Source organism: Streptomyces sp. NPDC001401 (assembly GCF_042895385.1).
Classification (GTDB): domain Bacteria; phylum Actinomycetota; class Actinomycetes; order Streptomycetales; family Streptomycetaceae; genus Streptomyces.
In genome coordinates this window covers 309,432-328,905 of record NZ_JBIAWI010000003.1, presented here as the reverse complement: position 1 = coordinate 328,905, position 19,474 = coordinate 309,432, and the positions used below count along the sequence as shown (strand labels likewise).

Sequence of the window (19,474 nt, the reverse complement as noted above, 5' to 3'; positions counted from 1 at the left end):
ACCGGTCGCGGCGCTACAGGGTCAGGCGCAGGGCGATGAGCCGCGCCGTGGAGTCCTGGACGCACCGCTCGGCCAGTTCCCTGGCCGTTTGGTGGGCCCCATCCTGCACGGCCGAGATTACGGAGCGGTGACGGTCCGCCACCTCTTCACGATATGTGTCGTCCCCGAGCACAAGACACAGCAGCGCCCCGATCTCGGTCTGCAGCGCCACCTGTTCCCGGGTGAGGCGCGCCGACTGCGCGGCGGCGGCCAGCTCCACATGGAAGCGGCCGTAGACACGACTGCGGGCCGCCGCGTCCGCCGCCTGCTCCAACTCCTCGGCCGTACGCCTGAGTTGTACGAGGTCGTCCGGCTCGGTGCGCTCGGCGGCGAGCCGGGCCGCCGTGCCCGACAGGGCGGCCCAGTGGTCGCCGAGGTCGCGCAGCTCCTCGGTGCTCCAGCCGCGCAGACGCACCTTGAGCCGCTCCTCGCCGGGGACCTCGGGCAGGGACACGAAGGAGCCGCCGCCGCGGCCCCGGCGGGTGGTGAGCAGGCCCTGCTGGCGAAGGGCCATCAGGGCCTCGCGCAGGGTCACCGTGGACACCCCGAGCTGCCCGGCCAGCTCGCTCTCGCCGGGCAGCTGCTCGCCGTCGGCGAGCAGCCCGAGCTCGATGGCGTCGCCGATCCGGCGGACCACGGCGTCGACGCGCGCCCGGCTGTCCACCGGGGTGAAGACGGCTCTGCGGGCGCCGCCGTTCATCTGCTGCTGCTTCACGGCCACCACCTTGTGCGTTGACTCAAGCTTTACCCTAAGGGGGCCTTGAGCTTTGAACTATGACTTCATATCTTTCCGTGCAACGTAGCAACGTACGAGAACGCCAGAAAGGTTCCCGTCCATGGAGGGAATTGCGATCCGGCTGCAGGATCTGCGGAAGTCGTTCGGGGAGACGACCGCCGTGGCCGGGATCGACCTGGAGATCCGGGACGGCGAGTTCTTCTCGATGCTCGGCCCCTCCGGCTCCGGCAAGACCACCGTCCTGCGCATGATCGCCGGGTTCGAGATCCCCACCGCGGGCCGGATCGAACTGGCCGGCCAGGAGGTCACCGGCCTCGCCCCCTTCGAGCGGGACGTGCACACCGTCTTCCAGGACTACGCGCTGTTCCCGCACATGACCGTCGAGCAGAACGTCGCCTACGCCCTCAAGATCCGCAGGGTGCCCAAGGCCGAACGCCTCGTCCGCGCCCGCAAGGCCCTCTCCGAGGTCCGCCTCGAAGGCTTCGGCAAGCGGCGCCCCGCCCAGCTCTCCGGCGGCCAGCGCCAGCGCGTCGCCCTCGCCCGTGCCCTGGTCGGCCGCCCCCGTGTGCTGCTGCTCGACGAACCGCTCGGCGCCCTCGACCTCAAGCTGCGCGAGCAGATGCAGGTCGAGCTCAAGGAGCTCCAGCGCGAGGTCGGCATCACCTTCGTCTTCGTCACCCACGACCAGCAGGAGGCCCTGACGATGAGCGACCGCATCGCCGTCTTCGACCAGGGCCGCATCCAGCAGGTCGGCACCCCCGCCGAGATCTACGAACGCCCCGCGACCCCCTTCGTCGCCTCCTTCGTCGGCACCTCGAACCTGCTCGAGGGCGAGTCCGCCCAGCGCGTCGTCGGCAGCCCCGGCATCTACAGCATCCGCCCCGAGAAGATCCGCGTCCTGAAGGAGTCCGCGGAGGCCGACCAGCCGGACCACACCACCGCCACCGGCACCGTCGCCGAGGTCGTCTACCTCGGGGACGCCACCCGCTTCCTGGTCGACCTCGACGCCGGCGGCCGCCTCACCGCACTCCAGCAGAACCTGGAGACCTCCGCCGAGGACGTCGCCGCCTACCGCGGCACCCGGGTGCGACTGCAATGGCACCGCCGCCACACCGTCCAGGTCCCCGACACCCGCTGAAGCCCTTGTCCCGTAGGGAGAACGACGTGCGCCCCACCCGAACGCTCCAGGTCGCGGCTTCCGCAGCCGCCCTGCTCCTCGCCGCCACCGCCTGCTCGTCCTCCGGCAACGGCGGCTCCTCGGCCACCGGCCTCAACCCCCCTGATCTCAAGGCGCCCACGAAACTCGGCAAGACCGAGGGCAAGGTCAACCTGATCGCCTGGGCCGGCTATGTCGAGGACGGCTCCAACGACCCCAAGGTCGACTGGGTCAGCGACTTCCAGAAGCAGACCGGCTGCCAGGTCAACTCCAAGGTCGCCGCCAGCTCCGACGAGATGGTCAAGCTGATGAAGACCGGCGAGTACGACGCCGTCTCCGCCTCCGGCGACGCATCCCTGCGCCTCATAGCGTCGGGCGACGCCGCACCCGTCAACACCAAGCTCGTACCCAACTACAAGGACATCTTCAGCGGCCTGAAGAACGGCAGCTGGAACTCCGTCAAGGGCCAGATGTACGGCATCCCGCACGGCCGCGGCGCCAACCTGCTGATGTACAACACACAGAAGGTCACGCCCGCGCCGACCTCCTGGTCCGCGGTCTTCGACGGCGCCGCCAAGTACAAGGGTCACGTCACTGCGTACGACTCGCCGATCTACATCGCCGACGCCGCGCTGTATCTCAAGGCCACCAAGCCCGAGTTGAAGATCAAGGACCCGTACGCGCTCGACCAGAAGCAGTTCGACGCCGCTGTCGCCCTGCTGAAGAAGCAGAACGCGGACATCGGCGAGTACTGGAGCGACTACCTCAAGGAGATCTCCGCCTTCAAGAGCGGCGACTCCGTCGTCGGCACCACCTGGCAGGTCATCGCCAACCTGGCCGCCGGCGAGGGCGCCAAGGTCAAGGCCTTCGTGCCCAAGGAGGGTTCGACCGGCTGGTCCGACACCTGGATGGTCTCGGCCAAGGCCAAGCACCCCAACTGCGCCTACAAATGGCTGAACTGGATCGTCTCCCCGAAGGTCAACGCCCAGGTCGCCGAGTACTTCGGCGAGGCGCCCGCCAACTCCAAGGCCTGCGAACTGACTTCGGACAAGAACTTCTGCACCACCTACCACGCGGCCGACGAGAGCTACTGGAAGAACATCGCCTTCTGGAACACGCCCATCGAGCAGTGCCTCGACGGCCGGACCGACGTCAAGTGCGTGCCGTACGCCAAGTGGGTCCAGGCCTGGACCGAGATCAAGGGCTGAGCCGGATGACCGTCGCTGTCGAGCGAGCCGGCGGGCGGGGCACCGTCCGGCGGCTCGCCGGGGCGCTGCACCGCCGTCCCCGGCTCCGGCTGACCCTGCTGCTGGCCGCCCCGCTGCTGTGGCTGGCCGTGCTCTATCTCGGCTCGCTCGCCGTGCTGTTCGTCTCCGCGTTCTGGACCACCAACTCCTTCACCTCCGAGGTCGTGAAGGTCTGGTCGACCGACAACTTCCGCGAGTTGTTCACGACACCGGTGTTCCGTCAGGTGATCCTGCGAAGCGTGGGCGTGGCTCTGGCCGTCACCGCCCTGTGCGCGGTGATCGCCTTCCCGCTCGCCTTCTACACCGCGCGCGTGGCCGGGCCGAGGTGGCGGCCGCTGCTGGTGGTCGCCATCCTCACGCCGCTGTGGGCCAGCTATCTGGTGAAGGTGTATGCGTGGCGGCTGATCCTGTCCGAAGGCGGGCTCGCGGACTGGATGCTGAAGCCGTTCGGGCTGAGCGGGCCGGGGTTCGGCCTGCCGGCCACGGTGCTGACACTGACGTACCTGTGGCTGCCGTACATGATCCTGCCGATCCACACGGCGTTGGAGCAGCTGCCCGCCAATTTGGTCGATGCGTCCGCCGACTTGGGCGCGCGGGGCTGGCGGACCTTCCGGTCGGTGGTGCTGCCGATGGTGCTGCCGTCCGTCGCCGCCGGGTCGATCTTCACCTTCTCGCTGAGTCTCGGCGACTACATCACCGTGCAGATCGTCGGCGGCAAGACCCAGCTGATCGGCAACGTCGTCTACTCCAACATCGAACTCAACCTGCCGATGGCGGCAGCGCTCGGCACCGTGCCGGTCGTCGTCATCGTGGTGTATCTGCTGGCGATGCGTCGTACAGGTGCACTGAGCAGCCTCTGAGTCCCTGAATCCCTGCGTTTCTGAGCCTCTGAAAGGGGGTGCTATGTCACATGCCACTCTCCCGATCCGCGCGTATCGCGCTGCGCATCGCCGCCGGCCTCGGCTTCGCCGTCATCTACGTGCCACTGCTGCTCGTCCTCGTCAACTCCCTCAACCCTGACCGCAGTGCGAGCTGGCCACCGCCCTCCCTCACCCTCCACTGGTGGTCCGTCGCCTGGCAGAACTCCGGTGCGAGGGAAGCCCTCTGGGTCTCCGTCAAGGCGGGCCTCGGCGCCACCGCCATCGCCCTGGTCCTGGGCACTCTGATCGCCTTCGCCGTCGCCCGGCACCGGTTCTTCGGCCGCGACGCCATCTCCTTCGTGGTCGTCCTGCCGATCGCCCTGCCCGGAATCGTCACGGGCATCGCCCTCAACTCGGCCTTCGGTACGGTCCTTGCGCCGCTCGGCGTGGGCCTCGGCCTGTTCACGGTGGTCGTCGGACACGCCACCTTCTGCATCGTCGTCGTCTTCAACAACGTCGTCGCCCGGCTGCGCCGCACCGCCGGCTCGTACGAGGAAGCGGCGATGGACCTGGGTGCCAACACCTTCCGGGCCTTCGCCGACGTCACCTTCCCGCTGGTGCGCTCGGCGCTGTTCGCGGGCGGACTGCTCGCCTTCGCGCTCTCCTTCGACGAGATCGTGGTGACGACCTTCACCGCCGGGCCCGGCATCGAGACGCTCCCCATCTGGATCTTCAACAACATGACCCGCCCGCAGCAGGCGCCGGTGGTGAACGTGGTGGCGGCCGTGCTCGTCCTGCTCTCCGTCATACCGATCTACGTCGCTCAGCGGCTGTCGGCGGATACGGCGACGGGTAGTCGCGTGTGACGGGCGCTCGTGGGTGAAGGGCGCTCGCGCCCTGTTCCCAGCCTCAGTGATATGTGACATAGTACTGACGTGAGTCAGCCACTGACCTGCGACGTCATGGTCGTCGGAGCCGGCATGACAGGCGCCGCCTGCGCCCTGTACGCCTCCCGCGCCGGCCTGGACGTCATCGTCGTGGACCGCGGCCCCGTGGCCGGCGGCACCACCGGTGCGGGAGAAGGCAACCTCCTCGTCTCCGACAAGGAGCCCGGCCCGGAGCTCGACCTCGCACTCCTCTCCAACCGCCTGTGGGCCGAACTGGCGCAGGAGTTCGGGGAGGCCATCGAGTACGAGGCCAAGGGCGGCGTCGTGGTGGCCACCTCCCCCGGCAGCCTCACCGCGCTGGAGCGCTTCGCCGGCGAGCAGCGGGCGGCCGGAGTCGTCGCCGAACCCGTCGCGGGCGACGCGTTGTACGCCCTCGAACCCCATCTCGCCCCCGGCCTGCCCGGCGCCGTCCACTACCCGCAGGACTCCCAGGTCATGCCCGCCCTGGCCGCCGCCCACCTCGTCCGGGCCTCCGGCGCCCGCCTGTTCACCGGCCGCACGGTGACCGGCGTCCTGCACAGGGCGGACGGCACTGTGCTGGGAGTTCGCACCGACAAAGGCGACATCCACACCCCGGCGGTGGTCAACGCGGCCGGCACCTGGGGTGCCGACCTCGCCGCGCTCGCGGGCACGAGCCTGCCCGTTCTCCCGCGGCGCGGCTTCGTCCTCGTCACCGAACCGCTCCCGCGCATGGTCCACCACAAGGTGTACGCCGCCGACTACGTGGCCGACGTGGCCAGCGACTCGGCCGCGCTGCAGACCTCGCCGGTCGTGGAGGGCACGGCGGCGGGACCGATCCTGATCGGCGCGAGCCGCGAACGGGTCGGCTTCGACCGCTCGTTCTCGCTGCCCGCCCTGCGGGCCCTCGCGGCGGGCGCGACCCGCCTGTTCCCTTTCCTCGCCGACGTCCACGCCATCCGCTCCTACGCCGGCTTCCGCCCGTACATGCCCGACCATCTGCCCGCCATCGGCCCCGACCCCAGGGTCCCCGGCCTCTTCCACGCCTGCGGACACGAGGGCGCGGGCATCGGGCTCGCCACCGGCACCGGGCACCTGATCGCCCAGACCCTGACCGCGAAGACACCCGACCTGGACCTGGACCCGTTCCGACCCGACCGCTTCCCCGAGGAGGCGCCGTGAGCTCCCCCCTGGACCTGGCACAGGCCCACCCGCGCCCGGCCTTCACGGTCACGCTGGACGGCCGCGAGATCGAGGCGCTGCCCGGCCAGACGGTCGCCGCCGCGCTCTGGGCGGTGGGCGTCACATCGTGGCGCACCACTCGGGGCGCGGGCCGCCCGCGCGGCGTCTTCTGCGGGATCGGCGTCTGCTTCGACTGCCTGGTCACCGTCAACGACCGCCCGGGCAGGCGGGCTTGCCTGGTTCCCCTGCAGCCGGGCGACGCGATCCGCACCCAGGAGGGGACCGGCCACGATGACTGACCGACCCCACCTCGCCGTCATCGGTGCGGGCCCGGCGGGCCTGGCCGCGACCGTGGCCGCCGCGGCGCACGGTGTCCGGGTCACGCTCGTCGACTCTGCCGGGCAGGCGGGCGGCCAGTTCTACCGGCAGCCCGCCGCCGAACTGCGCGCGCACCGCCCCCAGGCGCTGCACCATGACTGGCGGACGTGGGAGCGGCTGCGGGACGGCCTGGACACACACGTAAGGGCAGGCACAGCAACGCACTTGACGGACCATCACGTCTGGTTCGTCGAGCGGCACGCGGACCGGTTCACCGTGCACGCCCTGCTCGGCCCCGAGCAGGAGGACCCGGTGGCCGTGCACGCCGACGCCGTGCTCCTGGCCACCGGCGGCTACGAGAAGGTGCTGCCCTTCCCCGGCTGGACCCTCCCCGGCGTCCTTTCCGCGGGCGGCGCCCAGGCCATGCTCAAGGGAACCCTCGCGGTGTCCGGACGTACCGCCGTGGTCGCCGGCACCGGACCGCTGCTCCTGCCGGTCGCGACCGGCCTCGCGGCGGCCGGAGTGGAAGTGGCGGCGCTCGTGGAGTCCGCCGACCCCCGGGCGTTCGTACGGCGGACCCGGGCGCTGGCGGCACAGCCCGGCAAGCTCGCCGAAGGGGCCCGGTACGCCGCCCAGTTGGCCCGCCACCGCGTACGCACCCTCACCCGGCACAACGTCGTCGAGGCGCACGGCACCGAACGCCTGGAGGCGGTGACGGTTGCCGCCCTCGACGGCGAAGGGCGGGTCCGGCCCGGCACCGGGCGGCGCATCCCCTGCGACACCCTCGCCGTCGGCCACGGCATGCTCCCGCACACCGACCTCGCCGAAACCCTCGGCTGCCGCCTCGACGCGATGAACGTCCACGTCGACGACGAGCAGCGCACCGACGTGCCCGGCGTCTGGGCCGCGGGCGAGACCACCGGCATCGGCGGCTCGGCCCTCGCGCTCGCCGAGGGCCACATCGCCGGACGCTCGGCGGCAGCACGCCTCGCGGGCCGCGCACCGGACCCGCGCGAGTGGGCCGCGGCCGCCAGGACCCGTACCCGGCTACGGGAGTTCGCCGCCGCGCTCGACTCCGTGTACACCCCGCCCGCCCACTGGAGCGAGCAGGCCACCGACGACACCGTCGTGTGCCGCTGCGAGGAGGTCACCGCGGGCGCCGTCCGCGAGGCCGTCGCGGAACTCGGCGCCGGCGACGTACGCACCGTGAAGCTGCTGACCCGGGCCGGCATGGGCTGGTGCCAGGGCCGGATGTGCGCACCCGCGGTCGCCGGGCTCGCCGGGTGCGAACTCGCCCCGTCCAGAAGGCCGTTCGCACGGCCCGTGCCGCTCGGCGTCCTCGCCCGCGAGCACGCTCACCCCACCGAGAGAGGATCCTCATGACCGACCACCGTCCCTGGCGCGGCGTCCTCGTCGCCACCGCGCTGCCGCTGAACGACGACCTGTCCGTGAACCACGACCAGTACGCCGAGCACTGCGCCTGGCTCGTCGAGAACGGCTGCGACGGCGTCGTCCCCAACGGCTCGCTGGGGGAGTACCAGGTGCTCACCCCCGAGGAGCGCGCCAAGGTCGTGGAGACGGCGGTCGGTGCGATCGGCGGGCAGCGCGTCATGCCCGGCGTGGCCGCGTACGGCTCCGCGGAGTCCCGCCGCTGGGCCGAGCAGGCCCGTGACGCCGGCTGCCACGCGGTGATGCTGCTGCCGCCCAACGCCTACCGCGCGGACGAGCGTTCGGTGCTCGCCCACTACGCGGAGGTCGCGAAGGCAGGGGTGCCGGTCGTGGCGTACAACAACCCGATCGACACCAAGGTCGACCTCGTACCGGAACTCCTCGCGAAGTTGCACGGGGAGGGGTACATCCGCGCCGTCAAGGAGTTCTCCGGGGACGTCCGCCGCGCCTACCGGATCGCCGAACTCGCCCCGGAACTCGACCTGTTGATCGGCGCCGACGACGTCCTGCTGGAACTCGCGATCGCGGGTGCGAAGGGCTGGGTGGCCGGCTACCCGAACGCCCTGCCCGCCGCGAGCGTGGAGCTGTACCACGCGGCAGTCGAGGGAGACCTGGTCACCGCGAACCGGCTCTACCGGCAGCTGCACCCGTTGTTGCGGTGGGACTCCCGGGTGGAGTTCGTGCAGGCGATCAAGCTGTCCATGGACATCGTCGGGCGGCACGGGGGCCCGGTCCGGCCGCCCCGTATGCCGCTGCTGCCCGAACAGGAGGCGGCCGTCCGCGCGGCCACCGAGAAGGCCGTCGCCGCCGGACTCGTATAACGGAGGACCGAGGACCATGCGCAGCAGACTCGTCCTGCACGCCGTCGACTCGCACACCGAGGGCATGCCCACCCGGGTGATCACCGGTGGGATCGGGACCATCCCCGGTGCGACGATGAACGAGCGGCGGCTGTACTTCCGCGAACACCGTGACGACATCAAGCAGTTGCTGATGAACGAGCCGCGCGGGCACTCCGCGATGAGCGGCGCGATCCTCCAGCCGCCGGCCCGGGCCGACTGCGACTGGGGCGTCGTCTACATCGAGGTGTCCGGCTATCTGCCGATGTGCGGGCACGGCACGATCGGCGTCGCGACCGTGCTCGTCGAGACCGGCATGGTCGAGGTCGTCGAACCGGTCACCACCATCCGCCTGGACACCCCGGCCGGAGTCGTGGTCGCCGAGGTGGCGGTGGAGGGCGGCGCGGCCAGGTCGGTGACGCTGAGGAACGTGCCGTCGTTCGCGGTCGGGCTCGACCGCAAGGCGGTGTTGGCTGACGGACGGTCAGTAACATATGACATGGCATACGGCGGCAACTTCTACGCCATCCTCCCGCTGGACCAGTTCGGCCTTCCCTTCGACCGCTCCCGCAAGGACGACATCCTCGCCGCGGGCCTGGCCCTCATGGACGCCATCAACGCCGAGGACGAGCCCGTCCACCCCGAGGACCCGTCCATCCGCGGCTGCCACCACGTCCACCTCTACGCCCCCGGTTCCAACGCCCGCCGCTCCCGGCACGCGATGGCGATCCACCCCGGCTGGTTCGACCGCTCACCCTGCGGCACCGGGACGAGCGCGCGCATGGCCCAGCTGCACGCGCGCGGCGAACTCCCCCTGCACACCGAGTTCGTCAACGAGTCGTTCATCGGCACCCGCTTCACCGGCCGTCTCCTCGGCACCACCGAGGTCGCGGGCCGTCCCGCCGTGCTGCCCAGCTTCACCGGCCGCGCCTGGATCACCGGAACCGCCCAGTATCTGCTGGACCCGGAGGATCCCTTCCCTGCGGGATTCGTGTTGTAGGCGACCCGATAATGTCCGGTGACCCTAGGAGGACGATCACCATGGCCCAGCAGCAACGCCCTGCCATTCCCTCGCTCGGCGGCAGGAAGCCCAACTTCCGGGAAAAGGTCGTGGACGTGCTGCGGGCCGCCCTGGTCTCCGGTGAGCTGCGCCCCGGCCAGGTGTACTCGGCGCCGGCCCTCGCCCCCCGGCTGGGTGTCTCCGCGACTCCGGTGCGCGAGGCGATGCTCGAGCTGGTGAAGGACGGCATGGTCGAGATCGTCCCGAACAAGGGATTCCGGGTCACCGAGGTCTCCGAGAAGGAGCTCGACGAGTACACCCACATCCGCTCCCTGATCGAGATCCCGACGACCGTCGGCCTCGCGACCACCGCCGACCTCGACGACCTGGAGGCGCTCCGCCCGCTGGCCGTGGAGATCGTCACCTCCGCCACGAGAGGCAATCTCCTCGACTACGTCGAGGCCGACCTGCACTTCCACCTCGGCCTGCTCGCCCTGGCCGGCAACGACCATCTGGTGGAGGTCGTACGGGACTTGCGGCAGCGTTCACGGCTGTACGGACTGACCGCTCTGATCGAGGCGAAGCAGCTGCAGGCCTCCGCCGAGGAACACCTCGAACTCCTCGATGCGCTGCTCGCGCGCGACACCGAGGCCGTGCGTGAGGTGATGACCCGGCACCTCGGGCACGTCCGCGGTCTGTGGGCGGCCGGCAGAGAAGAATGACGCATCTACGCAAGCCGCTTGCGTTTCTTGCGTTATTCTTGCGCGCATGACGCGACGACTTGCTGAGGTGGCGAAGAAGGTCGGGGTCAGTGAGGCCACGGTCAGCCGGGTGCTGAACGGCAAGCCCGGGGTCTCGGAGCCCACCCGGCAGGCGGTGCTGAGTGCCCTGGACGTCCTCGGCTACGAGCGGCCCACGCAGCTGCGCGGCGAGCGCGCGCGGCTCGTCGGCCTTGTACTGCCCGAGCTGCAGAACCCCATCTTCCCGGCGTTCGCCGAGGTGATCGGCGGGGCGCTCGCCCAGCTCGGCCTGACTCCGGTGCTGTGCACGCAGACCAAGGGCGGCGTCTCCGAGGCCGACTATGTGGAGCTGCTGCTGCAACAGCAGGTCTCCGGCGTCGTCTTCGCCGGTGGCCTGTACGCCCAGGCCGACGCCCCGCACGACCACTACCGCCGGCTCGCCGAGCGCAACATCCCGGTGGTACTGGTCAACGCGTCCATCGACGACCTCGGCTTCCCCGGCGTCTCCTGCGACGACGCGGTGGCGGTGGAGCAGGCCTGGCGGCATCTCACCTCGCTCGGACACGAGCGGATCGGGCTGGTGCTGGGACCGGGCGACCATGTGCCGTCGGCGCGCAAGCTGGCTGCCGCGCGGGCTCTCGGGGACCTGCCGGACGAGCGCGTGGCCCGGGCCATGTTCTCGATCGAGGGCGGACATGCGGCGGCCTCCCGGCTCATCGACCGGGGTGTCACGGGCATCATCTGCGCCAGCGACCCCCTGGCGCTCGGCGCGATCAGGGCCGCGCGCCGCAAGGGGCTCGGCGTCCCCGCGCAGGTCTCGGTCGTCGGCTACGACGACTCCGCGTTCATGAACTGCACCGAGCCCCCGCTGACGACCGTCCGCCAGCCCATCGAGGCCATGGGGAGGGCAGCCGTCGAGTTGCTGAACGCGCAGATCAACGGCAGTTCCGTAGCGCCTGAAGAGCTGCTGTTCGAGCCCGAGTTGGTGGTCCGCGGGTCGACCGCTCAAACGTCTCGTCCCTGAGATCCACCCGACTGTCAAATAATTACAGATTGCGCGCGACATCTTGCGGACAGATGTCGCCGGTGCTTGAGTGTGCGGCGCCCACCGCTCCTGCCCAGAGGGGTCCACAGATGAGAAGCACCGGGTTCCGCCGTACGTTCGTCGCGCTCAGCGTCTGCTCTCTTGCCCTCACCGCCTGCGGGTCGAATGACGACGACTCGGCGAGCGGCAAGACCCGCATCACGGTCAACTGCGAGCCGCCCAAAAGCGCCAAGGTCGACCGCGGGTTCTTCGAGCAGGACGTCGCCTCCTTCGAGAAGCAGAACCCGGACGTCGACGTCGTCGCGCACGACGCGTTCCCCTGCCAGGACCCGAAGACCTTCGACGCCAAGCTCGCCGGCGGGCAGATGGAGGACGTCTTCTACACGTACTTCACCGACGCCGGGCACGTCGTCGACATCCACCAGGCGGCCGATCTCACCCCGTACATCAAGGCGTTGAAGAGCTACGGCACCCTCCAGAAGCAGCTGCGCGACATCTACACCGTCGACGGGAAGATCTACGGCATCCCGCGCACCGGCTACTCGATGGGTCTGATCTACAACCGCAAGCTCTTCGAGAAGGCCGGCCTCGACCCCGACCAGTCCCCGGCCACCTGGGACGAGGTCCGCGCCGACGCCAAGAAGATCGCCGCTCTCGGGGGCGGCACCGTCGGATACGCCGACTACAGCGCCCAGAACCAAGGAGGCTGGCACTTCACCGCCGAGCTGTACTCCCAGGGCGGCGACGTCGTGAGCGCCGACGGCAAGCAGGCCACCATCGACACACCCGAGGGGCATGCGGTCCTGCAGAACCTGCACGACATGCGCTGGAGCGACAACTCCATGGGCAGCAAGCAGCTCCTCGTCATCAACGACGTCCAGCAGATGATGGGTTCGGGCAAGCTCGGCATGTACCTCTCCGCCCCGGACAACATCCCGATCCTGGTGAAGGAGAAGGGCGGCAACTACAAGGACCTCGCCCTCGGTCCGATGCCCGGCGGCAAGGGCACGCTCATCGGCGGCGACGGCTACATGTTCAACAAGCACGACACGCCCGCCCAGATCCGCGCCGGCCTGAAGTGGCTCGACCACATGTTCCTCACCCCGGGCACGGGCTTCCTCGGCGACTACGCCCGCGCCAAGAAGGCGGACGCCCCGGTCGGACTGCCCGAGCCGCGCCTGTTCACCGGCACCGCCGACGCCAAGGACCAGCAGGTCAAGAAGGCCAACGCCAATGTGCCGGTGGAGAACTACCAGCCCTTCCTCGACGGCAACCACACCCTCCAGCTGAAGATCGAGCCGCCGGACGCCCAGCAGATCTACTCCGTCCTCGACGGCACCGTCTCCGCCGTCCTCACCAAGAAGGACGCCGACATCGACCAGCTGCTCAAGGACGCCTCCGGCAAGATCGACAGCATCCTGGCGCGGGGCTGACGCACATGACGAAGACGGCCGAGCGGCAACCAGTCGGCAAGGTCGCCGTCCATCCGGTCCAGGCGCCGCCCCCGGCAGGGGACCGGGGGCGGCGCCGCCTCGCCGACCAGGCCCGTGCCTACGCCTTCCTCCTCGGAGGCCTCGTCTGCTTCGCCCTGTTCTCCTGGTACCCGGCGATCCGCGCCGTCGTGATCGCCTTCCAGAAGTACACGCCGGGCTCACCGCCCGAGTGGGTCGGCACCGCCAACTTCACCCGCGTCTGGCACGACCCCGAGTTCACCGCGGCCTGGCGCAACACCCTCACCTTCACCCTGCTCGCCCTGCTCATCGGCTTCGCGATCCCCTTCGTGATGGCCCTCGTCCTCAACGAACTCCGCCACGCGAAGGCCTTCTTCAGAGTCGTGGTCTATCTGCCGGTGATGATCCCGCCGGTGGTCAGCGCACTGCTGTGGAAGTGGTTCTACGACCCCGGAGCCGGCCTCGCCAACGAGGCGCTGCGCTTCCTGCACCTGCCCACCTCGAACTGGTCCAACGGCGCCGACACCGCGCTCATCTCCCTTGTCCTCGTGGCCACTTGGGCCAACATGGGCGGCACCGTCCTGATCTACCTGGCCGCCCTCCAGTCCATCCCCGGCGAGCTGTACGAGGCCGCCGAACTGGACGGCGCGAACCTCCTCCAGCGCATCCGGCACGTGACGATCCCTCAGACGCGCTTCGTCATCCTCATGTTGATGCTCCTGCAGATCATCGCCACGATGCAGGTCTTCACCGAACCGTTCGTGATCACTGGCGGCGGACCGGAGAACGCCACGGTCACCGTCCTCTACCTGATCTACAAGTACGCCTTCCTCTACAACGACTTCGGCGGCGCCTGCGCGCTCAGCGTCATGCTCCTCGTGCTGCTGGGCGCCTTCTCCGCCGTATACCTGCGCCTCACCCGCTCCGGAGAGGAGGACGCATGAGCGCCACCCGCACCCTCGTCTCCCCGGCGACGCTCGCCCGTCCGCGCGGGAGGGCCGTGTACTGGACGGTGTTCACCGTCGTCCTCGTCCTGTTCGCGCTCGCCTTCCTGTTCCCCGTCTACTGGATGGTGACCGGTGCGATGAAGCCGCCGGACGAGGTGGCAAAGACCCCGCCGACGCTCATCCCCGAGCACTGGCGCCTGGGCGGCTACACCGACGCCTGGGACCTCATGGAGCTGCCGCAGCACCTGTGGAACACGGTGGTCCAGGCGGCCGGCGCCTGGGCGTTCCAGCTGGTCTTCTGCACGGCCGCCGCCTACGCCCTGTCCAAACTGCGGCCCGCCTTCGGCAAGTTGATCCTCGGCGGCATCCTCGCCACTCTCATGGTCCCGGCCCAGGCCCTCGTCGTACCGAAGTACCTGACCGTCGCCGACCTCCCCCTGATCCACACCAGCCTGCTCAACGACCCCCTCGCCATCTGGCTGCCCGCCGTCGCCAACGCCTTCAACCTGTACCTGCTCAAGCGGTTCTTCGACCAGCTTCCGCGAGACGTCCTGGAGGCCGCGGAGATCGACGGCGCCGGGAGGCTGCGCACCCTGTGGTCGATCGTGCTGCCCATGTCGCGGCCGGTCCTGGGAGTCGTGTCGATCTTCGCGCTGGTCGCCGTGTGGCAGGACTTCCTGTGGCCGCTGATGGTCTTCTCCGACACCGGCAAACAGCCGATCAGCGTGGCCCTCGTCCAGCTGTCGCAGAACATCCAACTGACGGTGCTCATCGCCGCGATGGTGATCGCCAGCATCCCGATGGTCGCCCTGTTCCTGCTCTTCCAGCGGCACATCATCGCCGGGATCAGCGCGGGCAGCACCAAGGGCTGACGCAGCCGCCCCGTTCTCCCGTTCTACAGAAAGGGAAGCTCAGTGGGACAGCCCACCCATGCCCTCAAGCAGCCGAAGGACCGCGACTGGTGGCGCTCCGCAGTCATCTACCAGGTCTACGTCCGCAGCTTCGCGGACGGCGACGGCGACGGCACCGGCGACCTCGCAGGCGTCCGCTCGCGACTGCCCCACCTCGCCGAACTCGGCGTGGACGCCCTGTGGTTCACCCCCTGGTATCTGTCGCCGATGAAGGACGGCGGCTACGACGTCGCCGACTACCGCGCCGTCGACCCGGCCTTCGGCACGCTCGCCGAGGCTGAGAAGCTGATCGCCGAGGCCGGGGAGCTGGGCATCCGCACCATCGTCGACATCGTGCCCAACCACGTCTCCGACCAGCACCCGTGGTTCCGGGCCGCGCTCGCCGCCGGACCCGGCAGCCCCGAGCGCGCACTGTTCCACTTCCGGCCCGGACGCGGCCCGGACGGTGAACTCCCGCCCAACGACTGGCCGTCCCAGTTCGTGGGTTCCACCGAGCCCGTGTGGACGCGGCTGCCCGACGGCGACTGGTACCTGCACCTGTTCACGCCGCAGCAGCCCGACCTCAACTGGGCGCATCCTGCCGTCCGCCAGGAGCACGAGGACATCCTGCGGTTCTGGTTCGAGCGCGGCGTGGCGGGCGTCCGGATCGACTCGGCGGCGCTGCTCGCCAAGGACCCGCAGCTGCCGGACTTCGTCCAGGGCCGCGACCCCAGCCCCTTCGTCGACCGCGACGAACTCCACGACATCTACCGTTCCTGGCGGGCCGTGTCCGACGAGTACGACGGAGTGTTCGTCGGCGAGGTCTGGCTGCCGGACGCCGAGCGCTTCGCCCGCTATCTGCGCCCCGACGAACTCCACACGGCCTTCAACTTCGCCTTCATGACCTGCCCCTGGGACGCCGACGGGCTGCGTACGTCCATCGACGAGACGCTCGCCGAGCACGCACCCGTGGGTGCCCCCGCCACCTGGGTGCTGTGCAACCACGACGTCACCCGCACGGTCACCCGCTACGGCCGTACCGACACCGGCTTCGACTTCGCCACCAAGGCCTTCGGCACCCCGACCGACCTCGCCCTCGGCACCCGGCGCGCCCGCGCGGCCGCCCTGCTGTCGCTGGCCCTGCCCGGAGCCGTCTACGTCTACCAGGGCGAGGAGCTGGGCCTGCCCGAGGCCGACATCCCCGTCGACCGCATACAAGATCCGATGCACTTCCGGTCGAACGGCACCGACCCGGGACGCGACGGCTGCCGGGTGCCGCTGCCCTGGGCGGCGGCCGCGCCGTACGCGGGTTTCGGCTCGCGCGAGGAGCCGTGGCTGCCGCTGCCCGAGGACTGGGCGTCGTACGCGGTCGACCGCCAGGCCGAGGACCCCGGCTCGATGCTGAGCCTCTACCGCATGGCGATCACGATCCGCCCCGTCTTCGGCGTCGGCCCGCTCACCTGGCTGCCCGCACCCGACGGCGTCCTCGCCTTCGCCCGTGCCGAGGGCGCCGTCCTGTGCGTGGTCAACCTCGCGGAGACCCCCGCCAGCCTGCCTCCCCACACTCAACTGATCCTCGCCAGTGGTCCGTTGGCCAGTGACGGCCGCCTGCCGAAGGACACCGCGGTCTGGCTGCGTGCCTGAGACCACACCCGACCGCAACACCCCGCTATCCCCGCACCCCCACCCCGAAGGGATCAGCACATGCACAGGACCAGACCTGTCAGGCCCATGCCAGTGATCGGCGCAGTCGTCGCCCTCTCCGCCGGCATGCTCGTCACCCTCGCCCCCGCCGCGCACGCGGCCTCCGGCGCCACCCTGCCCTTCACCTCGGTCGAGGCCGAGTCGGCGACCACCACCGGCACCAAGATCGGCCCCGACTACACCCAGGGCACCCTTGCCTCCGAGGCGTCCGGGCGCCAGGCCGTGCGCCTCGCCTCCGGTCAGCGTGTCGAGTTCACCGTGCCGAGTGCGACCAACGCCGTGAACCTCGCCTACAGCGTCCCGGACGGCCAGTCCGGCGCACTCGACGTGTACGTCAACGGCCAGAAGATCGCCAAGACCCTCGCCGTCACGTCCAAGTACTCGTACATCGACACCGGTTGGATCCCCGGCGCGAAGACCCACCACTTCTTCGACAACGCCCGGATGCTGCTCGGTCAGAACCTGCAGGCGGGGGACAAGGTCGCCTTCGAGTCGACGGGTACTCAAGTCACCGTGGACGTGGCCGACTTCGAGCAGGTCGCCGCGGCCGCCGGCCAGCCGGCCGGCTCGGTCTCGGTCACCTCCAAGGGCGCCGACCCCAGCGGCAACGCCGACTCCACGCAGGCCTTCCGGGACGCGATCTCCGCCGCGCAAGGGGGAGTGGTCTGGATCCCGCCGGGCGACTACAGGCTGACCTCCTCGCTCAGCGGAATCCAGAACGTCACGCTCCAGGGCGCAGGCAGCTGGTACTCCGTCGTGCACACCTCCCGCTTCATCGACCAGTCCAGCTCCTCAGGGGGCGTGCACATCAAGGACTTCGCGGTGATCGGCGAGGTCACCGAGCGCGTCGACTCCAACCCGGACAACTTCGTCAACGGCTCGCTGGGGCCGAACAGTTCGGTGTCCGGCATGTGGCTGCAGCACCTGAAGGTCGGCCTCTGGCTGATGGGCAACAACGACAACCTGGTCGTCGAGAACAACCGCATCCTCGACACCACCGCAGACGGCCTCAACCTCAACGGCAACGCCCGCGGCGTCCGCGTCCGGAACAACTTCCTGCGCAACCAGGGCGACGACGCGCTCGCCATGTGGTCGCTGTACGCGCCGGACACCGACAGCAGCTTCGAGAACAACACCATCTCGCAGCCCAACCTCGCCAACGGCATCGCGGTCTACGGCGGCACCGACATCGCCGTGAAGAACAACCTGGTCGCCGACACCAACGCCCTCGGCAGCGGCATCGCGATCTCCAACCAGAAGTTCCTCGACCCCTTCTCCCCGCTGGCCGGCACGATCACCGTCGACGGCAACACGCTCGTGCGCACCGGCGCGATGAACCCCAACTGGAACCACCCGATGGGCGCGTTGCGCGTCGACTCCTACGACAGCGCCATCAACGCGACCGTCAACATCACCAACACGACCGTCACCGACAGCCCGTACAGCGCTTTCGAGTTCGTCTCCGGGGGCGGGCACGGCTACCCGGCCGGCAACATCACCGTCAGCGGCGCGACCGTGAAGAACACCGGTACGGTCGTCGTCCAGGCGGAGACACAGGGCTCGGCGAAGTTCAGCAACGTCCAGGCCACCGGGGTCGGCGCGGCCGGCATCTACAACTGCCCCTACCCGAGCGGCTCCGGCACCTTCACCCTCACCGACGGCGGCGGCAACTCCGGCTGGAGCAGCACCTGGGACGACTGCTCGACCTGGCCGCAGCCCGGCCAGGGCAACCCCGACCCCGACCCGGCCCGCAACCTCGCCAAGGGCCGCCAGGCCACCGCGACCGGCTCGCAGGACGTCTACACGCCCGGCAAGGCGGTCGACAGCGACGCGAACACCTACTGGGAGTCGACCAACAACGCCTTCCCGCAGTCCTGGACGGTCGACCTGGGCTCGGCGCAGGCCGTGCGCCGGCTGGTGCTGAAGCTGCCGCCGTCGACCGCCTGGGGCGCACGCACACAGACCATCACCGTGCTGGGCAGCACCGATGGTTCGACCTACTCGACCGTCGTGGGCTCCACCGGCTACCGCTTCGATCCGGCGACCGGCAACACGGCTGCCGTCTCCCTGCCCGCCGGCACCAACCTGCGCTATCTGCGGCTGTCCGTCAGCGCCAACACGGGTTGGCCGGCCGGGCAGTTCAGCGAGGTGGAGGCGTATCTGACTTCGTGACCGCGTCCCGCGGGGTGCCGCGCTTCGCCGCCTGGATCTGCTCGTACACATGGGTCCGCAGCTCGGCGAAGCGCGGGGCCACCCGGGTGTGCAACTGGTCCCGCTCGTCGGGCAGATCGACCTTCAGCTGTTCCTGTACGACGGTGGGGGAGGCGGAGAGAACGACCACCCGTTCGCCGAGGTAGACCGCCTCGTCGATGTCATGGGTGACGAACAGGATCGTCATCCCGCGCTCCCGCCACAGCCGCCGTACCAGGTCCTCCAGATCGGCGCGGGTCTGCGCGTCGACCGCCGCGAACGGCTCGTCCATCAGCAGGACGTCGGGCTCGTAGGCGAGCGCCCGGGCGATGGCGACGCGCTGCTGCATACCGCCGGACAGCTGCCACGGGTACGCCCCCGCAGCGTCCGTCAGCCCGACCGACTCCAGAGCGTCCGCGACCAGCTCCCTGCGTCGCGCCTTGCTCAAGTCCTTCTGTTTCAGGGGGAGTTCGATGTTCTCGGCGACCCGCATCCAGGGGAAGAGACTGCGCCCGTACTCCTGGAAGACGAACGCCATGCCGGGAGGCGGCCCGCTCACCGGCTTGTCCGCGAGCAGCACCTGGCCGGCCGTGGGGGCGAGCAGTCCGCCCACGCACTTCAGCAGCGTCGTCTTGCCGCAGCCCGACGGGCCGACCAGGCATACGAGTTCGCCCGCCTCCACCGTGAAGGTGAGGTCGCGGACCGCCTCGACGCGGCGGCCCGATCCCTCGTAGACCTTCTTCAGACCGGATACGGAGAGAAGCGCCTGCATGGAT

General features: G+C 69.9%; 18 protein-coding genes. 16 read left to right on the top strand and 2 right to left on the bottom strand.

Annotation, left to right across the window (positions count from 1 at the left end; translation table 11 throughout):
- Positions 1-13: 13 nt before the first annotated feature.
- Positions 14-739 carry a FadR/GntR family transcriptional regulator gene (locus ACFY10_RS13475; RefSeq protein ID WP_390665563.1) on the bottom strand — a complete coding sequence of 242 codons (726 nt, stop codon included), beginning with the start codon at positions 737-739 and terminating at the stop codon, positions 14-16.
- A gap of 136 nt (positions 740-875) precedes the next feature.
- Here ACFY10_RS13475 and ACFY10_RS13470 point away from each other — a divergent pair, with 136 nt between their 5' ends.
- The 16 genes from ACFY10_RS13470 (at position 876) to ACFY10_RS13395 (ending at position 18,680) form a co-directional block, all read left to right on the top strand.
- Positions 876-1,913, top strand: a complete 1,038-nt coding sequence (locus tag ACFY10_RS13470; protein WP_390665226.1) for an ABC transporter ATP-binding protein — start codon at positions 876-878, stop codon at positions 1,911-1,913.
- Between the two features lie 26 nt (positions 1,914-1,939).
- Entirely contained in the window at positions 1,940-3,139 is a 1,200-nt protein-coding gene (locus tag ACFY10_RS13465) for an ABC transporter substrate-binding protein (protein ID WP_390665225.1), read from the top strand.
- 5 nt (positions 3,140-3,144) lie between these two features.
- Entirely contained in the window at positions 3,145-4,038 is an 894-nt protein-coding gene (locus ACFY10_RS13460; protein ID WP_390665224.1) for an ABC transporter permease, read from the top strand.
- 50 nt (positions 4,039-4,088) lie between these two features.
- Positions 4,089-4,904 carry an ABC transporter permease gene (locus ACFY10_RS13455; protein ID WP_390665223.1) on the top strand — a complete coding sequence of 272 codons (816 nt, stop codon included), beginning with the start codon at positions 4,089-4,091 and terminating at the stop codon, positions 4,902-4,904.
- 69 nt (positions 4,905-4,973) lie between these two features.
- Positions 4,974-6,125 (top strand): NAD(P)/FAD-dependent oxidoreductase, encoded by a 1,152-nt coding sequence (locus ACFY10_RS13450; protein WP_390665222.1) that lies wholly within the window; start codon positions 4,974-4,976, stop codon positions 6,123-6,125.
- Complete coding sequence (locus ACFY10_RS13445; protein ID WP_390665221.1) at positions 6,122-6,424, top strand: (2Fe-2S)-binding protein; 303 nt, start codon at positions 6,122-6,124, stop codon at positions 6,422-6,424. Before ACFY10_RS13450 ends, ACFY10_RS13445 begins: the two co-directional genes overlap by 4 nt.
- Positions 6,417-7,826 carry an NAD(P)/FAD-dependent oxidoreductase gene (locus ACFY10_RS13440; protein ID WP_390665220.1) on the top strand — a complete coding sequence of 470 codons (1,410 nt, stop codon included), beginning with the start codon at positions 6,417-6,419 and terminating at the stop codon, positions 7,824-7,826. Before ACFY10_RS13445 ends, ACFY10_RS13440 begins: the two co-directional genes overlap by 8 nt.
- Positions 7,823-8,713, top strand: coding sequence for a dihydrodipicolinate synthase family protein (locus tag ACFY10_RS13435; RefSeq protein ID WP_390665219.1), 891 nt, complete (start codon positions 7,823-7,825; stop codon positions 8,711-8,713). The genes ACFY10_RS13440 and ACFY10_RS13435 overlap by 4 nt, the downstream gene beginning before the upstream one ends.
- A 16-nt stretch (positions 8,714-8,729) precedes the next feature.
- Positions 8,730-9,731 carry a proline racemase family protein gene (locus tag ACFY10_RS13430; protein WP_390665218.1) on the top strand — a complete coding sequence of 334 codons (1,002 nt, stop codon included), beginning with the start codon at positions 8,730-8,732 and terminating at the stop codon, positions 9,729-9,731.
- A gap of 41 nt (positions 9,732-9,772) precedes the next feature.
- Positions 9,773-10,453 (top strand): GntR family transcriptional regulator, encoded by a 681-nt coding sequence (locus ACFY10_RS13425; RefSeq protein WP_390665217.1) that lies wholly within the window; start codon positions 9,773-9,775, stop codon positions 10,451-10,453.
- A 46-nt stretch (positions 10,454-10,499) separates the two neighbouring features.
- Positions 10,500-11,495, top strand: a complete 996-nt coding sequence (locus tag ACFY10_RS13420) for a LacI family DNA-binding transcriptional regulator (protein WP_390665216.1) — start codon at positions 10,500-10,502, stop codon at positions 11,493-11,495.
- Positions 11,496-11,605: 110 nt separating this feature from the next.
- The gene (locus ACFY10_RS13415) at positions 11,606-12,949 is read left to right on the top strand and encodes an ABC transporter substrate-binding protein (RefSeq protein WP_390665215.1); all 1,344 of its coding nucleotides are present in this window, start codon (positions 11,606-11,608) and stop codon (positions 12,947-12,949) included.
- Between the two features lie 5 nt (positions 12,950-12,954).
- The gene (locus ACFY10_RS13410) at positions 12,955-13,911 is read left to right on the top strand and encodes a carbohydrate ABC transporter permease (RefSeq protein WP_390665214.1); all 957 of its coding nucleotides are present in this window, start codon (positions 12,955-12,957) and stop codon (positions 13,909-13,911) included.
- Entirely contained in the window at positions 13,908-14,786 is an 879-nt protein-coding gene (locus tag ACFY10_RS13405) for a carbohydrate ABC transporter permease (RefSeq protein WP_390665213.1), read from the top strand. Before ACFY10_RS13410 ends, ACFY10_RS13405 begins: the two co-directional genes overlap by 4 nt.
- Before the next feature lie 42 nt (positions 14,787-14,828).
- Positions 14,829-16,448, top strand: a complete 1,620-nt coding sequence (locus ACFY10_RS13400; protein ID WP_390665212.1) for a glycoside hydrolase family 13 protein — start codon at positions 14,829-14,831, stop codon at positions 16,446-16,448.
- 87 nt (positions 16,449-16,535) lie between these two features.
- Entirely contained in the window at positions 16,536-18,680 is a 2,145-nt protein-coding gene (locus ACFY10_RS13395) for a discoidin domain-containing protein (RefSeq protein ID WP_390665211.1), read from the top strand.
- Here ACFY10_RS13395 and ACFY10_RS13390 read toward each other — a convergent pair.
- Positions 18,649-19,470, bottom strand: a complete 822-nt coding sequence (locus tag ACFY10_RS13390) for an ABC transporter ATP-binding protein (RefSeq protein ID WP_390665210.1) — start codon at positions 19,468-19,470, stop codon at positions 18,649-18,651. The genes ACFY10_RS13395 and ACFY10_RS13390 overlap by 32 nt on opposite strands.
- Between the last annotated feature and the right edge of the window lie 4 nt (positions 19,471-19,474).

Coding starts and splice junctions, on each gene's coding strand:
- ACFY10_RS13470 (WP_390665226.1), top strand. CDS start 876: ATGGAGGGAATTGCGATCCGGCTGCAGGATCTGCGGAAGTCGTTCGGG.
- ACFY10_RS13420 (WP_390665216.1), top strand. CDS start 10,500: ATGACGCGACGACTTGCTGAGGTGGCGAAGAAGGTCGGGGTCAGTGAG.
- ACFY10_RS13410 (WP_390665214.1), top strand. CDS start 12,955: ATGACGAAGACGGCCGAGCGGCAACCAGTCGGCAAGGTCGCCGTCCAT.
- ACFY10_RS13425 (WP_390665217.1), top strand. CDS start 9,773: ATGGCCCAGCAGCAACGCCCTGCCATTCCCTCGCTCGGCGGCAGGAAG.
- ACFY10_RS13460 (WP_390665224.1), top strand. CDS start 3,145: ATGACCGTCGCTGTCGAGCGAGCCGGCGGGCGGGGCACCGTCCGGCGG.
- ACFY10_RS13475 (WP_390665563.1), bottom strand. CDS start 739: ATGAACGGCGGCGCCCGCAGAGCCGTCTTCACCCCGGTGGACAGCCGG.
- ACFY10_RS13455 (WP_390665223.1), top strand. CDS start 4,089: ATGCCACTCTCCCGATCCGCGCGTATCGCGCTGCGCATCGCCGCCGGC.
- ACFY10_RS13405 (WP_390665213.1), top strand. CDS start 13,908: ATGAGCGCCACCCGCACCCTCGTCTCCCCGGCGACGCTCGCCCGTCCG.
- ACFY10_RS13435 (WP_390665219.1), top strand. CDS start 7,823: ATGACCGACCACCGTCCCTGGCGCGGCGTCCTCGTCGCCACCGCGCTG.
- ACFY10_RS13395 (WP_390665211.1), top strand. CDS start 16,536: ATGCCAGTGATCGGCGCAGTCGTCGCCCTCTCCGCCGGCATGCTCGTC.
- ACFY10_RS13415 (WP_390665215.1), top strand. CDS start 11,606: ATGAGAAGCACCGGGTTCCGCCGTACGTTCGTCGCGCTCAGCGTCTGC.
- ACFY10_RS13390 (WP_390665210.1), bottom strand. CDS start 19,470: ATGCAGGCGCTTCTCTCCGTATCCGGTCTGAAGAAGGTCTACGAGGGA.
- ACFY10_RS13430 (WP_390665218.1), top strand. CDS start 8,730: ATGCGCAGCAGACTCGTCCTGCACGCCGTCGACTCGCACACCGAGGGC.
- ACFY10_RS13440 (WP_390665220.1), top strand. CDS start 6,417: ATGACTGACCGACCCCACCTCGCCGTCATCGGTGCGGGCCCGGCGGGC.